This window comes from Sphingomonas sp. ASY06-1R, from assembly GCF_052180265.1.
In the GTDB taxonomy this organism is placed as follows: Bacteria; Pseudomonadota; Alphaproteobacteria; order Sphingomonadales; family Sphingomonadaceae; genus Sphingomonas_I.
In genome coordinates this window covers 3,235,292-3,251,678 of sequence record NZ_CP197464.1, presented here as the reverse complement: position 1 = coordinate 3,251,678, position 16,387 = coordinate 3,235,292, and the positions used below count along the sequence as shown (strand labels likewise).

The window sequence follows — 16,387 nt, the reverse complement described above, 5'->3', positions numbered from 1 at the left end:
GGATGACGATACGGCTGCGCGAAATCACCATTCCCGATTTTGGCCCCATCTCCGCGCCGGCGCCGCTGGATGGCGAACGCTATGCGCAACGTTGCCGATCCGCCCGCGCCAGCGCGGGTACCGATTGGCTGATTCTATATGCCGATCGCGAGCATCTGGCGAATGTCATGTTCCTCTCCGGCTTCGAACCGCGCTTCGAGGAGGCGCTGCTGCTGCTGGGACCGCAGGACCAGCATATCATTATCACGGGTAATGAATGCGTTTCTTATGCCGCGCGGTCGCCCCTGCCGGGGCTTGAGGTGCAGTTGTCGCAGACGATGAGCCTGCTTGGGCAGGACCGCAGCCGTGCCCCCAAACTGACCGACGTGCTGCGCGATGCCGGTATCGGACCCGGCGACAGCGTCGGCGTCGTCGGCTGGAAATATCTGGGCGCCGAGGAGTGGGACGGGGGCGAACCGCCATCCTTCCTGCCGGCCGCCTATCTGGAAGCGATCCGCCGTGTTGCGGGTGCGGTGACCGACCGGACGGACGTCATGCTGCATCCGGAAACCGGACAGCGATCGATCATCGACGCGGATCAGATCGCGATCTTCGAAGCCGCAGCGGCCCGCAGCTCGGAAATGGTCTGGAATGCGCTGAGCCAGATCCGACCCGGCGACCGCGAGTGGGAAGCGGCGGCGCGCATGACCTATCGCGGCGAGCCCTTCAACGTGCATACGATGCTGGCATCGGGCAACGCTGCGACCGGGCCGGTCATCGGGCTGGCGAGCCCCGGCAATCGGGTGATCGAGCGCGGTGATGGTGTTTCGACCGCGGTTGGGCTGTGGGGTGGGCTTACCGCGCGCGCAGGCCTCGTGACCGACCAAGACGCCGGCTTCGAGGCGCTGGCCGCCAATTATTATGAGGGGCTGTTGAGCTGGTACGCCGTTGCCGACATCGGTGTTGCGGGCGGCGAACTGCACAGCCACGTGTCGGAGACATTGGCCCGCAACGGTCTCGGCTCGATGCTCAACCCCGGCCATCTGACCGGGCATGAGGAATGGTCGAACACCCCGATACGCCCGGGCTCGGGCGAGCCGATCCGGTCCGGCATGCATATGCAGGTGGATGTCATCCCGACACCTGTTCAGGATGGATGGGCGTTGAATTGCGAGGATAGCGTGGTGTTCGCCGATGCGGTGCTGCGGTCCGAACTGGCCGATCGCCATCCCGACGTGTGGCGTCGGATGGAGGCACGACGCCAGTTCATGACGGAACAGCTGGGCGTCCGTCTGGCGCCGTCGGTGCTGCCGCTGTCCTCGGCGCCAATGTGTCTGCCGCCCTGTTGGCTGCGCAGCGACCGGATCTTCAGCTGCGCCTAAACCCGCCGCTGCAGAGCAGGTCGGCAGACACATAACAGGAGAGATTGGTGCAGTTCGATCCACCAGCGGCAACGTCGACGGCGGCCGCAGCCGCACCCACGAGCGGCGAAAATGGCTATGATGCGCCCGATCTGCGCATCTTCATGTTCGCGCTCTTCTTCGTGTTCGGCGGCATCACCAGCCTGAATGACGTGATCATCCCCAAGCTGAAGGAATTGTTCACGCTCAATTACGCCCAGGCGTTGCTCGTCCAATCCGCTTTTTTCGCGGCCTATGCCATCGTTTCCATCCCGGCCGCCGCGATCGTGCGGCAAGCTGGCTATATGCGTACCGCCGCGCTGGGCCTGGTGACGATGATGCTAGGCTGTCTGTTGTTCGTGCCGGCATCGCGATCCGCTACCTTTGGTGTCTTCCTGTTCGCCTTGTTCGTGCTGGCCGCCGGGATCACCATTGTTCAGGTGGTCGCCAATCCGCTTATCTCGCTGCTCGGCGCGCCCAAATCCTCGCACAGTCGTCTGACCTTTGCACAGGCCTTCAACGCGCTCGGAACCACGGTCTTTCCCTATGTCGGGTCGGTCCTCATTCTGGGAGGATTGGCGACGGTCGATCCCAAGACGCTGTCGGGCGCGGCACTGGATGCCTATCGCGCCGCCGAGACGCACACCGTCGTCATGACCTATCTCGGCCTGGCCGCGGCCCTCGCTCTGATCGCCCTGGTCGTGTGGTCCCGACGCAACCGGCTGCAGGAAGAGCCGGCGCCGCGCCAGAACATCCTTCACGCCCTGGATCTGCTGGGCCGTCCGCGGTTCGGCCTGGGGGCCTTGTGCATCTTCCTCTATGTCGGCGCGGAGGTCGCGATCGGATCGCTGATCGTGAACTATCTGATGCAGCCCGCGACGCTGGGGCTCAGCGCCGCCGAAGCGGGCAAGCATGTTCCTTATTATTGGGGGGGCGCCCTCGTCGGTCGATTCATTGGCGCCTATGTCCTGACCCGTCTCTCGCCCGGCAAGGTCCTTGCCGCGGTCGCGTCCGGATCGATCCTGTTGATCCTGCTCTCGGCAAATAGCGTCGGCGGGGTATCGGGCTGGTCGCTGTTGGCGATCGGGCTGATGAACTCGATCATGTTTCCCACCATCTTTTCGATCGCAAGCGAGGGGCTGGGCCGCCGCACGGCCGAAGGATCGGGCGTGATCGTCACCGCGATCGTCGGCGGCGCGATCATTCCGCCGCTGACCGGCTATCTCGCCGATCGTTCGGGCAGCCTTCATCTGGCATTGGCCTTGCCCGCTGCCTGCTACGTCGTGATCGCCGCTTACGGGTTATATGCGCGGCGCCCTGCGCTATCCCTGCAACAGATCTGATGCTCCCGGGAGGCTGAACCTTGCGCCGTGGCACGCTGGTCCCGCTTTCCTCTTGCGGGCCGGCGAGACTTCGATAGCTTGTTTCTCCACGGGGTGAGCTTGGCTGCGGAGACGGCACATGCGCAGGGTGGCAATGGCGGCTTGCGCGACGGCAGGCCTATTCTGCATTGCGTCCGCGGGGCCCGCCGCAGCGGCCTGCCAAGTCGCCAAGATCGCGGAGCTCCCGGTCACCCTGGTAGGCCAGCGTGCGATGGTGGATGCGAAGTTTGGCGCCCATCAGACGCGTTTCATCGTGGACAGCGGCGCCTTCTACAGCACCCTGTCCCGGGCATCGGCCGCCGAGTTCGAGCTCCCGACGCAGCCCGCCCCGCCTACTTTCAGATTGCGAGGTATTAACGGGGACACATCGGCAGCGATCGCCAAGGCCAAGAATCTCACCCTCGCCGGAATCGTTCTGCCGCCGGTCGAGTTCCTTGTCGGCGGAAGCGACACAGGCACCGCCGGGCTGCTCGGCCAGAACATATTGGGCCTGGCCGACGTTGAATATGATCTTCCCCACGGGATGGTCCGGTTGCTGAAGGTAACCGGCTGCGCAAACGTTGGGCTGGCCTATTGGGTAGGAGACAAACCCTACTCCACCATCCCGCTGGAGCGCGGCCCCGCCGGGCCGTTCAAGCCGCACACCGTGGGCACGGTCTCGGTCAACGGCGTAAAGATGCGCGCGGTCTTCGATACCGGCGCGACGTCCACGATCATGACGCTTGCGGCCGCGAAGCGGGCGGGCGTGACCCCGACCAGCCCGGGTGTGGTGACGGCGGGGACAGCCACCGGCATTGGTTCAAAGCAGGTGCAGGCGTGGTTCGCGCCGTTCGACAAGATCGATCTTGGGGGTGAGATCATCCCTCATCCCAAGTTCAGGATCGCGAATATGGACCTGGATGGGGACATATTGATCGGGTTCGACTTCTTTCTGACGCATCGCATGTTCGTGTCCAACGCAAACCATCAGATCTACATGACCTATGAGGGCGGCCGGCTGTTCGGGATCACGCCTGTGGGAGCACGCAGCGCAGCCGGCGAGAGGATCGACCTTACCGACAGGGCTGCCGCGCCGACCGATGCGGAAGGCTTTGGCCGCCGGGGCGCCGTACTGATGTCCCAGCATAAATTCGCCCAGGCCTTGCCCGATTTCGACAAGGCTGTCGCCATGGCGCCGCAGGATGGCCGCTATCTCTATCTCCGCGGAGAAGCCCGCATGGCCTTGGGCCAGACACTGCTGGCGTCGGCCGACCTCGACAAGGCGGTGGCGCTGATGCCCGAGGATGCCGAGGCGCGACTGACACGCGCCCGCCTGCGACTGGGCCATCGCGATCCCGACGGCGCAGCGGAGGACATCAAGGCGGCAGACCGGATACTGCCGACCGCCTCAGATCACCGGCTGCAGCTTGCCGGGCTGTATAACGGGATCGACCAACCGGAAGCGGCGATCAGCAATTATGACGCCTGGCTGAAGATGCACAGCGAGGATGCCGACCGCGCCAGCGCCTATAACGGCCGCTGCTGGTCGCGTGCCTTGCTCAATCGGGAGCTGGCGCGCGCTTTGTCAGACTGCAATACAGCCCTGCGGCTTCGGCCCGGCCACTTCGCCTTCCTGGACAGCCGCGCGCTTGTATACCTTCGGCTTGGTAAGCTGGATGCGGCGATAGCGGATTACGACGCTGCATTGCAGGTCCGGCCCCGCGAAGCCTGGCCCCTCTACGCGCGTGCAATCGCCGAGAAGCGCGCCGGCAAGACCGATGCCGCCGACGCCGACCGCAAGGCCGCCCTGGCCATCAACCCGGACGTCGCCAAACGCGCTGCGAAGTTTGGTCTGGAGGGCTGAGCAGGGGCGTTCGTTTCCCGAGCTGCGCCCTCCAAACTGGCATCCCTATCCCTCAAAGAAATAGGAACAAATCCAATTCATCTCTCGATTGATATTCGCATTCGATTGAGGATTTGCCAATATTGCTGCGAGATGCTCAGGGTGCGTTTCAGTCTCGGCAAACAAAAAATCCTGGTTCTGCTGATTGAAGTTGACCGTGCCCTGCACAAAATTTCGACCGCCTACGCGTATCAAAGTGCGGCCGCCGCCATTGTTGTGCTGCTGCCCATCGCTCCACGCGAGCATCTTGACCGCACTGCGGATGTCACTTGGATCAGGGGGAGATTGAACAGTGCCCCGAGCTTCTAAAATTAAGTGCAAATGTGGGTGGGTCGTGCCGCCATTTCCGTTGAAATAGAGATTGCCTTGTTGGGAAACCCAGCCCCGCGCCTGGAAGGCGTCTCTGACGGCTAACGGCATCAAATATGGCATTTTTAGTTCCTGCAGTAAATCTTTTATGTAAGCTAACGGCAATTATCAAATTACGATTTGCATACAAAAATGTTGCGAAATGATTACATCGATCACACGTTAAATTTCAATTGAAATGGTTAATAGGTTTTATGGTTGAGTGTGTAACACACGATACTCCAGCCGTTTTACGCCAAGAAGATTCTGGCATTGCGAGCGCATCCTAACTTGGCGCTGGAATGTGCCAACTTAACTGGCTGATCAGGGCGGCCGATACCGCAGCCATTACAAGCGTAGCCGAATATACGCCCTGCGACATGTCTCTGAAACCGCCGGCGGGGCATCGCGGATTCCAGTTCGAACTTGGCCTGGAGCCTTTGCATGCGCACACACGCTCTTCTTCGTCTCCGCTCCGCGGAGCGAGACGCCTGTGCTGGCTGAGGGCCGGGTCGCGTGGCGCGAAGGATTGTTCCTGCGCCAGCAGCATTTCCAACAGCAGGACCGGCACATTGACGCGCTGATCGGCGCCCGATCGCGTTCGGCGCGACCTTATCCCTGGGGGCTTACGAGCCTTGTGATCAACCACGATCTGGCGGCGTTGGGCAAGTTCGCGGTCGAACGGCTCTCCGGCGTGCTGCCCGATGGTCTGCCATTTTCAATCCCGGCCGAGCTTCCGCCCCCGCCACCCCTCGATATTCCCCCGGCCACGCGGGACGCGATCATCTATCTGACATTGCCTGCGCACCAGCCTGGCGCGGTTGAATATCGGGTCCAGGGTGAAGCGGGCGCCGATGCGACGCGCTATCTGGTCGACACGGTCGACGTGCCCGACGTGTTCGCCGAAGAGCGTATGCGCGAAACGCTCGAGATTGCGCGGCCTAACTTCACCTTCGGCCTGACGCGCGATCAGACGTACGGCCGCGTGCTGATCGGCCTGGCGCGCGTGCGGGAAACCAACGGCGGCGCGCTGATATTCGATGAACGTTACATCCCGTCGGCACTCGACCTGACCGCAAGCGCGCGGTTGACCGGCTTCCTGGCCGATATTTGCGGGCGTGCCGAACAGCGTATCGAGGAACTTGCACTGCGGGCTGTCGAGGCGACTGAGGGCGGCACCGAGACCATTGCCAACTTCCTGCTGCTGCAGATGCTGAACCGGTGCCAGGCACAGCTGTCACACCTCGCCGCCCTGCCGATGGTCCACCCAGAGCGTCTGTACGAGGCCTTTCTGGGCATGGCCGGGGAACTCGCGACGCTCACCAGTGGCGATCGTCGCCCCCCGGCATTCGCGGCCTACGACCATGAGCGGCTCCAACAATGTTTCGAACCGCTGGTCGAAACAATCCAGGCCGCGCTCTCGGCCGTCTATGACCGTGCGGCGATCATGCTCCCGCTGGTCGAAGCGGCGGCGGGCGCTTTCACCTCCCGGATCACCGACCCGTCTTTGTACCAGAACGGTTACTTTTTCCTGGCGGTCAATGCGCGTGCGCCGATCGAGGATATCCGCGCCCGCTTTCCGTCGGTCGCCAAGATCGGCCCGGTCCAGAAAATGCGTCAGATTGTCGATTCCGCGCTGGCCGGGGTTGCGCTGCGCCATACTCCCACGCCGCCCCCGCAGATCCGGCCACTTCCCGGCTATGTTTATTTCGAACTCGATCGCACGTCGGAGGATTGGAAGGAATTCGCGACCGCGCCAGCGCTCGGCCTCCATGTCGCCGGTGATTGGCCCGAACTCAAGCTGGAGCTGTGGTGCGTCAAAAAGGCGCAGCGATGAGCGACCAAGGCCGCGGACCGGACATCGGCGAGCGCACCATATTTCAGCCTGCTCAGGCGCGCACCGACGACAAGCGGGCGGTGGGGCCGATCGGCGCAGCCACCAATAGCCCGCCTGTCGACGACGATTTGCCGGATCCGCCTGGGCGGGTCGGGCAGCGCCACGCAATGATGGAGGCGGCGGCGCCGCTGCTCGCGCTTGTCGCGGCGATGCGGTTCGGCCGTATCGATATCGACCTGCCCGCCCTGCATCGTAAGGCATCCGCGTCCGCAGCGCGCTTCGACGCGGCGCTTGTCGGAGCAGGCTATGATGAAGAAACGCGGCGCCGCGCTCGCTATGCCGTGTTCGCGACCGTGGACGACATCGCCCAGAACCTGCCGGGGCGCGTCAAGGACAGTGCCGAATGGGCGCGCCGAAGCATGGTCGTGCGCGGCTTCGGAGAGAATATCGGCGGCGATCGATTTTGGCAGCTGCTGAGCCAGATGCTGTCGCGCCCGGCCGATTATCTCGAACTTATCGAACTCTATCATGCGTGTCTGGCAGTGGGCTTTGAGGGACGCCATCGGGTGGGCGATAGCGGCGGACAACTGCGCAATACGCTGCGCAGTGCTTATGCGGCTTTGCCCCAGATACGAACCTTGTCGGACGTCGAGCTCGTCCCTGAATGGCGGGGAACGCCGACGCCGCGGGGCCGGATCGGCTTCTGGACGCCGCTCGCCTTGCTCGGCAGCATCGCACTTGGATTGATGTTGGCGGTGGTGCTCGCCTTGCGACTGGTACTCATCCAGACCGGTCAGCCGTCCATGCAGGCGATGCGCGCCATCAACCCGGAAAGCCCGCTGCGACTGTCGCGCGCTGCTGTTCCACCGCCGCCGCAGGCGAGCGCGCAGGCGCAACGCGTCGAGCAATTCCTGGCCGACGAGATCGCCCGCAAGCTCGTCGTGGTCGATCGGGACGCCAATAGCCTGCATGTCCGCACGACGATCGGCGCGCTGTTCAGATCGGGCTCGGACGAGCTGGTTCCCGGACGTGCTGCGCTGTTCGAACGGATTGCGACCGCCACCGAGAAGGAAAAGGGCGACATCCGTATCGAAGGCCACGCCGACAGCGATCCGGTGTCCAGCCTGACCTTCCCCGACAATGTCGCGCTGTCGCGCGCGCGGGCCGAGCGGGTCGCGACGATCTTTCGGGCACGGTTGAGCGAACCGGCGCGGGTGAGCGCAGAAGGCTTCGGTGCGAACCAGCCGGTCGCCAGCAACGCGACGCCGGCGGGGAAGGCGCTCAACCGTCGCGTCGAAATCGTCATTCCGCGGGGCGAATAGATATGGAACGGCTGATGCGCAGCTGGTGGGCGCTTGCGGTGCCCGCGGCGATGATCCTCGCACTGCTTGGCGCCGTCGGGCTGCCGACGCTGTTTCCTGCGCTCCGTGCGACATGGTTCCGGTTCACGCTGATCGCGCTGGTCGCGCTGGGCCTCGCCGCCGCCGCCCTGTGGCGCTGGTGGCGCGCCAGGCGCGCCTCGGACGCGCTCGCCGGCACGCTGGCCAAGCCTGACGCGGCGGACGCCGAAGAAGCGGCGTTGGGCAAGCGGATGCAGGACGCCATCGCTCAGCTCAAGGGGCAAGCCGGCGGCAAGCGCGACTATCTCTATCGGCGGCCCTGGTATGTCATCATTGGCCCGCCAGGTGCAGGCAAGACCACCGCATTGACCCATTCGGGCGTGCGCTTCCCCTGGGCCGACGGTTCGTTGAAAGGCGTAGGCGGGACGCGCAACCTGGATTTCTGGTTTGCCGACGAGGCCGTGCTGCTCGACACCGCCGGCCGCTACACAACGCAGGATTCCGATGCGACCGTCGACGCGGCGGGGTGGCAGCGCTTCCTGCGGCTGTTGCGGCGCATGCGGCCGCTGGAGCCGATCAATGGCGTGATCGTCGCGATCGGCACCGATACGCTCATCAACGGCGATCGCGCCGAGCTCGACACGCACATTGCCGCAATCCGCCGGCGCTTGGTCGAACTCGGCCAGCTGCTTCAGGTCAGCGCCCCGGTCTATCTGCTGATTACCAAGGCCGATCTGATGGCGGGCTTTACGGAGTTTTTCGGCGATCTCAGCGCCGAGGGACGACGTGCCGCCCTCGGCGCGACTTTGGATCCGGCGGCTCCCGCCAGCGCCGCCTCGCTGATCGGTGCCTATGATCGCATGATCGACGCGCTCTGGGCGCGCAGCCCGAAGCGGCTGCAGGACGAACCCGATCAGCGCCAGCGCGGGATGATCCTGGGGTTTCCCAGCCAGTTGATCGCGCTGCGGGCGCGGCTGGCTTATCTGGTGGATGGTGCGTTTGCCAGTGATCGCAACGCCGCGCCGCATCTGCGTGGCTTCTATTTCGCAAGCGGGACACAAAGCGGAACGCCGTTCGACCGGGTGCTGAGCGCGATGGCGTCGGTCTATGACACACCGCATGTGCCTGCGCGCGCGCGCCAGGGGCGGGCCTATTTCCTCAATCGGCTGCTGACCGAGGTCATTTTCTCCGAAGCGGGAATGGTGAAGGCAACGGCCCCGGTCCGCCGTCGTCACCGGGCGGCGCTGGTGGGCGCGATGGGCGGGATCCTGCTGCTCGCGCTCACGATGATCGGGCTGTGGACCAATTCCTTTGCGCGCAACAGCGCGTTTCAAAGCGCGCTGCTGGTCGCGGCACAAGGTACGAGTGAGGAGGTTCGGCGCGCGGGCATCGACTTGCATGAAGTCCGTGCCAGCGATCCTGATCTTGAACAGGCATTGCCGATCCTGAACCAGTTGCGTCGTCTGCCGCATGGTTTCGCGGACCAGAGGCGCGCTGGCCCGCCGTGGACGATGCGCCTCGGACTGTACCAGTCGGGCCATGCCGAGACGGCGCGGCTGACATATCTTGAGGCGCTCCAGCGGATCCTGCTGCCGCGGCTATTGCTCCGCGCGGAGCAGGCGATGCTCGATCAGCAGGCGCAGCCCACGCAGCTCTACGCACCGCTCAAGGCATATTTGATGCTCGGCGGGCAGGGGCCGCTCGATGCGAAAGCGGTGCGCGCATGGGTGACCGAGGATTGGGCGACGGTGTCGCTCGCCGGTGCCGACCGCGCCGATGTCCGTCGTCAGCTGGCGGCGCATCTCGACGCCATGCTCGCCGACCCCGATCTCGGGCGCGTCTGGCCGAACCGGCGTGCGCCGCTCGATGGCGCGCTGATCGCCTCGACCCGCGCTTTGCTCCAGAACCTTCCACTTGCCGACCGTGCTTATGCAATATTGCGGCAGCGTGCGTCGGCCCTGGGGAAACCGGATTGGCGCGCCGACGCGATCCTCGCCAGTGGCGACCGCCGGGCGTTCCGCAACGGCGATGCGGTGCTGGGTGCCAGCATTCCATGGTTCTTCACGCGCGCGGGCTATACGGGGGCCTATCGCCCTGGACTACGCGACGTCCTGGCCGAGCTTGATCGCGACCTGTGGGTGCTCGGGCCTGATGCGACCAAGCGGTCGATCCGGGATCAGCTTCCGGCCATGCGCAGTGCCGTTGCTGCCAGCTATGCCCGCGACTACGTCTCTGCGTGGGATGCCATGCTCGCGTTGCCGCGGCCCGCCGATTACTTCCAGGATGCCAACGCGCTGGGCGCCATTACCCGCAGCCCCTCGCCCCTCAAGCTCCTGTTGCTCGAAACCCGGCAGAATACGAGTCTGGGCAGCGACAGCGGGTCGCCGGTGCCGGGACAGGTGGATGCCGGGCACGAGATCGCCGCGCATTTCAAGCCCATCGCGGACTTCGCCGGCAAGGACGCAGGCGCCGACGCGCCGGTCGACGCATTGCTTCGGGCGGTGCGTCAGGCAGCGGTGGCCAATTCGGCCACGCGAGTGCCAGGCGCCTCGATCACCGGGGGCGCGGTCCAGGGCAATCTCGCCACTGCGCTGGGCGAGCTCTCGACCGCCGGCGTTGTCGCGCCGCCGCAGCTAAAAACTTTTGTCGATCAGGCAACGCGGAGTGGAACCGGGGCGGCGACGCGGACTGCGCGCGCTTCGCTCGAACAGGCTTACCAGATGGACATGTTTCCGGCCTGCCGCCGATCGTCCGACAATCGTTACCCCTTTGTCGCGGCCGCATCGCTGGACGCCAGCCCGGCCGACCTGCAGCGCGTGTTCGGCGCGAACGGCCAGCTCGACGCCTTCACGCGCGATCAACTGAGCCCGCTCCTCGATACCGGACAGCGGACGTGGCGGTGGCGCGAGGACGATCCCGTCGCGGCCGGCTTCGCTGATGCGAGCGCGGCACAGTTCCAGAAAGCGGCCGCGCTGCGCGACCTTGTCGCGGGAGGGCTGGCGCTCAATGTCGGTCTCGACGCCTTGGGAGAAGGGGTAACCGCAGTCGAACTGTCCGCTGGCGGGACCACCTATCGTCTCGACGCGGCCAACCGCAGCCCGCGGCCGCTCCTGTGGAATCTCGCCGTGCTGCCGCTTGCCAAGCTGGCGATCTTCTCGGGCAACCGCGAGCTGCGCCACATCGAAGCGCATGGGCCGTTCGCATTATTCCATCTGATGGATAATGCCGTGATCGAGAATGCCGGTCCCTCGCGGATCCGGGCGCGGTTTGGCGCTGGCCCGCAGCGCGTCTCGTTGACGATCGATCTTCCGTCGGACACCAACCCGTTCGGGCGCGGCGGCCCCTTTGCCTTCCGCTGCCCGACCCGACTGTAGGATGAGGCGCTTGCCCTTGCCGTGGCGCTGCCGATCGTGAGCAGTCTCGCCTTTGAAGTTGTACGACGTGCCGCCCGATACGCTCCGCGCCATGGCGGCATAACCGACGAATATTGGCTGGATGGGTCAGATCCGCCCGGTCTGGAGAGTTGAAGATGCGTAGTTCGCTCCGTTTCGAGCAGGCAAGCCAGACCGATGTCGGTTGCGTACGAACCAACAATGAGGATGCCTATCTTGCCCGGCAGGACGCGGGCCTCTGGGCGGTCGCCGATGGGATGGGCGGGCATGCGCGTGGCAGCTGGGCATCGTCACAGATCGCCGCCGCGCTGAATGCCGCGCAATTGCCGGACGATCTGGAGGGCGCGGTCGCGGCGGCCGAAGCGGCGGTCGAGCAAGCCAATGCGACTATCTGTCAGGGCGGGCAAGCCGCGGGCAAGGTGATAGGCTCGACCGTGACAGTGCTGGTGGTGCGCGAGCATAACTATGCCGTGCTGTGGGCCGGCGACAGTCGCATGTACCGAATCCGCGACGGTGCACTCCGACGGATTACCGACGACCATTCGGAGGTCGAGCAAATGGTCGCGCGCGGCCTCCTCACGCGTGAGGAGGCCGAGGGCCATCCGCTGGCGCACATGCTGTCGCGTGCAGTCGGCGTACGGCCCGATCTCATGCTGGATCGGCGCTTCGGCGATGTCCGCGCTGGGGACATCTTCTTGTTGTGTAGCGATGGGTTGACGCGGATGGTCGCCGATCCGGAAATCGTGGCATTGCTGCGCGACGACGCACCGCGTCGCGCCGCGGCGGCGCTCGTTGAGCTCGCGCTCGCCCGGGGCGCCGCCGACAATGTAACGGTGGTCGTAGTCGCGTGTGACGAGACCACCCAGGTCGTGCGCGACTGACCGTCAGCCGGGCGTACGCCCACGGCGCTGAGCCTTCATCTCGCCGATATGGCGATCGTAGTGCAGCCGGAATTCCTTGGCGAACACGTCCATGAATGCCTCGTCGGCGCCGCGTACGACGCCTTCGAAATCGCGTTCATAAGCATCCCATTGCCGTGCGCGCTGGACTATCGGGAACCAGCGGGCGAGCCGCCCCGGCATGCCCTGCCGATCGCGGATCGATGCCGGGGAGAAGCGCGCCAGCATACCGTCGAGTGCGCCGCGCGTGGCGGCGAGCGTCGCCATCTGGTGCGCCTGCAAATCCTCATAGGCATCTTCGATCGCGCGCTCCGCCGGCATGAACCCCGGCTCGGCCGCATTGATCAGCTGGAGCAGCGCACGTTCCGGAGAACGCACGAATTTAAGCGGGTTATTACCTTCGAGCTCCAGCCCGGTCGCCTGGACGCCGAGCTGCGCCTTGCCGCGTGCGCGCGCATCGATCATCAGCATCAGGCCGTTGATCATCTGCCGCAGGATCGCACCCGCGGCAGACAGCGATTCCCCCGGCGATTGCTTCAGCTTGTCTGCCGGCAGACCGCTTGCTGCGACGAAGCGGGTCCAGTCATCGCCGACCGCCTCGTGAGGCGTCGGGGGTACCGGTGCAGGCGCCCCTGCGGCGGCACCGTCCTCACCCCAGGCCGCTTCGCCCGTGACAGCCGACGCCGCGGCCGCTGTCGCCGGCGTTCCCCAATCCCCCCCGGCCGGCGGCACCGACGCAAAGTTTCCGCGCGACCAGTCGATCTCGCTTTCCCGCGACAGCCGCCCCCATACATCCTCGGCGCTGGCGCGCGCCTGCGGCGGCTCGCTCGACCAGGCGGAGGGGCGCGTCACCGGCGCGGGCATGTCCCAAGGTCCGGCCGCCACAGGGGCGGCGGGCGCGGGTTCGCGGGATCGCCACCGCATCGCCGCGTCCGTCGGCAGCTCGGGTGGGTCAGCCCAGCCATCGCCGTCGGCGGGATCGTCCCGCGGTGGCGGCGCTGCGAACGAGTCCCAGCCCGTCTCCACCGCAGCGGTGGGCGACGGCGTCGGCACTGCCGGCGCCTCGCTCCGGCTCGCGACGATCGTGTAATGTCCAATCGTGAACGTATCGCCATCGGCAATCGGGCGCGCTTCGGGTAGCCGGTCGGCGGCGCCGTTCAGATACGTGCCGTTCGTGCTGTGATCGACCAGCAGATATTGTCCGTCGCGATAGCTGATCTCGCAGTGGCGCGAGGAGATCAGGTTGCGCGGATCAGGCAGGCTCCAGTCGGCGTGCGGCGAACGGCCGATGACCGCGCCGTGACGGTCGAGGCTGATTGTCGCGGGCTCGCCATTGTCGAGCACGTCGCGATCTGAAATGCAAAGCGTGAGCGACATCAGACCGTCTCCATGGAATGCGTGGCAAACGTCACACCGTCGCCCAATGCCTGGTCGAGTGCGACGTCGGGATCCTCGGCATCGGAGGTGCATAAGAGGATGCCGGCGGCGACGAACTGGCCCGTCGCCTGCTTCGAAGCGGGCGACGCAGGCTGATTGCTCGGCGCCAGCGACCCCCCGGAAAAGAATATTGCCGAAGCGCAAAGCAGCATCGTCGCGCCCTCATTCGTACCGGCTTCCTCCGGCGAGAGCGCATGTGCGGCTTCCAACACCTCCCGGCGCAGCGCGTCGCTGGGCGCCCGCAGCCACGCGTCGACCGATGCCAGAAGCGGCGTATTCGCATCGGGCAGCTGCCGCTTCATCACCGCCCGCAGCCACCGCACCGCGGAGAGCCTGGGCAATGCCAACGCGAGAAACTTCGTGGCGTCCACCTCGCGACCGGCACGTCGCAGCTCCACGAAAAACTGCGCCGGCGCGGCGTCGTCGCCCGGCATGCGGGGCCAGTCGAGAAAGACCGTGACTTGGCGCGCCTCGGTCCAGATAATCTCCTTCCAATCCACGATCATGCTCCTCAAATCGGAAGGGGGATCCAGGGCCCGACGGCCTTGGGCACGATCACGGTCGGCTTCGCCATGAGGACGTTCATCTCTCCCTTGATGTAGGTGAGCTTCGAATTTGCCATCAGCATCTCGGAATTGATGCGTACCATCGGCGTCTGCGCCATGACCTGGAAGGGTTGGACGTTGAGTTTGCTCGTGCCCGATGAGCAGAATATTCCGGCACGGTTGATGGTGATCGTGTTGGTCCCGACGCGCAGCGTGATGCTCTGCGCGGCTTCGATCAGAACTTTGCCGCGCTTGGCGTTGAGCGTTGAATCGCCGGTCTCTACAATGGTCGTATCGTCGCGATAGACGGTGGTTGACCGATCGCGCCGAACGTCGGCCTCGTCGTCGAGCAGCACTTCGGTCAGTCGGTTTCGCTGCGCGCGCAGATAGACCTGCTCGGCACCGCCCTTATCGTCGAACATCAGTTCGTTGTGACCCGGGCCGGCCGGGGTGTTGCGCGCGCCGGGATAGACACCTTTGGCGCCTATCGTCTGCGATCGGTAGAGGGATCGGGTGCGATGTTCGGGCAGCCCGTAAGGGTGGCGGTGCTGCGAATTATAAACCCGTCCGGTGACGATCGGCCGATCGGGATTTCCGTCGAGGAAATCGACGATCACTTCCTCATCCTGCCGCGGTAGGGTGACATGGCCGAATGAGGCTCCGGCCGACGGATAAGATATGCGTAGCCAGCACGACTGCGCCGTGCTGGGCGTCTCGCCCCACAGGAAGCGCACGCGCACGCGACCGATCGAGTCCGCATTGCTGTCGTCGGCGCCTCCCGCGGTCACGATCGCCGTCTCCGGGCCGGCGCGCGGCGTGGGGGTCACGATCGGCGAGCGCCACTGGGTGTCGCTGGTCACCGCCTCGATCCGCACGTGGCGTGGGGTGGCTTCCGTGCCGGATCGAAAGGGCTCGGCGTCTACCGAATAGTCAATCGCGGTGACGACGAAGTCGCTACCGCGATTGAAGCCGTCGTTTGAATCGAGCTTGAAGCGGCCGCCGCAGAACAGGCCGATGGCGTCGCCCTCACCGGAATAGAGGCGCTGGCGCGCGCGGATCGCTTCCAGCCGCACCCGAGCCCAGTCCTTGGCCAGGGGTTCGTCGACGAAATCACCTAAAAACTCGTGCACCTCCTGCGTATCGGCGCGATTGCGTGTGCCGCCGTCCACCTGGCCCTTTTTGACGCTGGTGGTGAGATAGTCGAAGCTTTGGAGGAGGAAGCGGCGCTCGCCATTGTCGTGCACATGTTCGTGCCACTGCCAAAGTGCTTCGGTGAGCCCGCCGCCGCTGCCCAGCCGATCGGACCGCAGCTTGATTGTCTCATGGCCGGGTGCGGGTTTGTGCGCGCCGGGTGTGTCGCACAGGACAAGCACGTGATCGTTGCGGCGATGCTCGAAATAATAATAGATGCCTTCGCGTTCCATGATCCGCGATACGAAGGCAAAATCGCTCTCGCGATACTGGGTTGTATATTTGCGCGGGCGGTATCTGCCGCCAATCTTGCCATAGTCGACGCGCCGACTCTGGTCGGCAAGCACGCGCTTGATGATATCGAGCCCGGACATATCCTCGAAGATGCGATAGGTCCGGTTGTGCGCGAGCGCGTACAGCCATGGGCGCAATTTCAACGCGTAATGATAGCCCTGATCCTCCTCGCCGAGGAAATGCGCCTCCACCAGCAGCGAATGGAACACGCGCACCGCGCGGCCAAGCTCGAACAGCTCGATCAGCGCGGGCTTGCCTAGGCTGGCAAGAAAGTCCACCTTGGAAGCGGCGATGATCTGGGCGTCGATCTCGAACAATTCTCCCAATCGTTCACGGCTATCAAAGCGGATGAGTTTTATCTCACAGCCGACATCGAGCGTGATCTCTGCTTGGCGCTTCATCACGATCTCCTTTTAACTAGATTACAATTGTCGCCATTTAGTTGATTGCTCACAAATGGT

At 64.8% G+C, this 16,387-nt stretch carries 11 protein-coding genes; 7 read left to right on the top strand and 4 right to left on the bottom strand.

The genetic code is table 11. The features are described from left to right. Nucleotides 1-2 precede the first annotated feature (2 nt). From ACSBM8_RS15410 to ACSBM8_RS15400, 3 genes are all read left to right on the top strand, one after another. Nucleotides 3-1,361 (top strand): M24 family metallopeptidase, encoded by a 1,359-nt coding sequence (locus tag ACSBM8_RS15410; RefSeq protein WP_442678879.1) that lies wholly within the window; start codon nt 3-5, stop codon nt 1,359-1,361. 47 nt (nt 1,362-1,408) lie between these two features. Beyond that, nucleotides 1,409-2,722, top strand: a complete 1,314-nt coding sequence (locus ACSBM8_RS15405) for a sugar MFS transporter (RefSeq protein ID WP_442678878.1) — start codon at nt 1,409-1,411, stop codon at nt 2,720-2,722. A 118-nt stretch (nt 2,723-2,840) separates the two neighbouring features. Continuing rightward, nucleotides 2,841-4,604: a retroviral-like aspartic protease family protein gene (locus tag ACSBM8_RS15400; protein WP_442678877.1), complete on the top strand. Its 1,764-nt coding sequence runs from the start codon at nt 2,841-2,843 to the stop codon at nt 4,602-4,604. A gap of 45 nt (nt 4,605-4,649) precedes the next feature. Here the strand turns inward: ACSBM8_RS15400 and ACSBM8_RS15395 are convergent, their stop codons facing one another. Further along, entirely contained in the window at nt 4,650-5,075 is a 426-nt protein-coding gene (locus ACSBM8_RS15395; RefSeq protein ID WP_442678876.1) for a hypothetical protein, read from the bottom strand. 409 nt (nt 5,076-5,484) lie between these two features. On the opposite strand from ACSBM8_RS15395, the gene tssK reads away from it, so the two are divergent. The 4 genes from tssK to ACSBM8_RS15375 all read left to right on the top strand — a co-directional run bounded on the left by tssK (nt 5,485) and on the right by ACSBM8_RS15375 (nt 12,441). After that, nucleotides 5,485-6,828: a type VI secretion system baseplate subunit TssK gene (gene tssK, locus ACSBM8_RS15390; protein ID WP_442678875.1), complete on the top strand. Its 1,344-nt coding sequence runs from the start codon at nt 5,485-5,487 to the stop codon at nt 6,826-6,828. After that, nucleotides 6,825-8,150 (top strand): type IVB secretion system protein IcmH/DotU, encoded by a 1,326-nt coding sequence (gene icmH, locus ACSBM8_RS15385; RefSeq protein WP_442678874.1) that lies wholly within the window; start codon nt 6,825-6,827, stop codon nt 8,148-8,150. Before tssK ends, icmH begins: the two co-directional genes overlap by 4 nt. Nucleotides 8,151-8,164: 14 nt before the next feature. Next, nucleotides 8,165-11,542: a type VI secretion system membrane subunit TssM gene (gene tssM / locus ACSBM8_RS15380; protein WP_442678873.1), complete on the top strand. Its 3,378-nt coding sequence runs from the start codon at nt 8,165-8,167 to the stop codon at nt 11,540-11,542. Nucleotides 11,543-11,697: 155 nt separating this feature from the next. Continuing rightward, a complete protein-coding gene (locus ACSBM8_RS15375; protein WP_442678872.1) occupies nt 11,698-12,441 on the top strand; it encodes a PP2C family protein-serine/threonine phosphatase in 744 nt (247 codons plus the stop codon). A gap of 3 nt (nt 12,442-12,444) precedes the next feature. Here ACSBM8_RS15375 and tagH read toward each other — a convergent pair whose 3' ends face one another. The 3 genes from tagH to ACSBM8_RS15360 are packed head-to-tail and all read right to left on the bottom strand — an operon-like array spanning nt 12,445 to nt 16,327. Then, entirely contained in the window at nt 12,445-13,836 is a 1,392-nt protein-coding gene (tagH, locus tag ACSBM8_RS15370) for a type VI secretion system-associated FHA domain protein TagH (protein ID WP_442678871.1), read from the bottom strand. Continuing rightward, a complete protein-coding gene (locus tag ACSBM8_RS15365; protein WP_442678870.1) occupies nt 13,836-14,396 on the bottom strand; it encodes a DUF6931 family protein in 561 nt (186 codons plus the stop codon). The genes tagH and ACSBM8_RS15365 overlap by 1 nt, the downstream gene beginning before the upstream one ends. Nucleotides 14,397-14,407: 11 nt before the next feature. Continuing rightward, the gene (locus tag ACSBM8_RS15360) at nt 14,408-16,327 is read right to left on the bottom strand and encodes a type VI secretion system Vgr family protein (protein ID WP_442678869.1); all 1,920 of its coding nucleotides are present in this window, start codon (nt 16,325-16,327) and stop codon (nt 14,408-14,410) included. Between the last annotated feature and the right edge of the window lie 60 nt (nt 16,328-16,387).

Excerpts from the sequence above, each read along its gene's own strand:
- ACSBM8_RS15410 (WP_442678879.1), top strand. The coding sequence starts at position 3 with ATGACGATACGGCTGCGCGAAATCACCATTCCCGATTTTGGCCCCATC.
- ACSBM8_RS15400 (WP_442678877.1), top strand. The coding sequence starts at position 2,841 with ATGCGCAGGGTGGCAATGGCGGCTTGCGCGACGGCAGGCCTATTCTGC.
- ACSBM8_RS15395 (WP_442678876.1), bottom strand. The coding sequence starts at position 5,075 with ATGCCATATTTGATGCCGTTAGCCGTCAGAGACGCCTTCCAGGCGCGG.
- icmH (WP_442678874.1), top strand. The coding sequence starts at position 6,825 with ATGAGCGACCAAGGCCGCGGACCGGACATCGGCGAGCGCACCATATTT.
- tssM (WP_442678873.1), top strand. The coding sequence starts at position 8,165 with ATGCGCAGCTGGTGGGCGCTTGCGGTGCCCGCGGCGATGATCCTCGCA.
- ACSBM8_RS15375 (WP_442678872.1), top strand. The coding sequence starts at position 11,698 with ATGCGTAGTTCGCTCCGTTTCGAGCAGGCAAGCCAGACCGATGTCGGT.
- tagH (WP_442678871.1), bottom strand. The coding sequence starts at position 13,836 with ATGTCGCTCACGCTTTGCATTTCAGATCGCGACGTGCTCGACAATGGC.
- ACSBM8_RS15360 (WP_442678869.1), bottom strand. The coding sequence starts at position 16,327 with ATGAAGCGCCAAGCAGAGATCACGCTCGATGTCGGCTGTGAGATAAAA.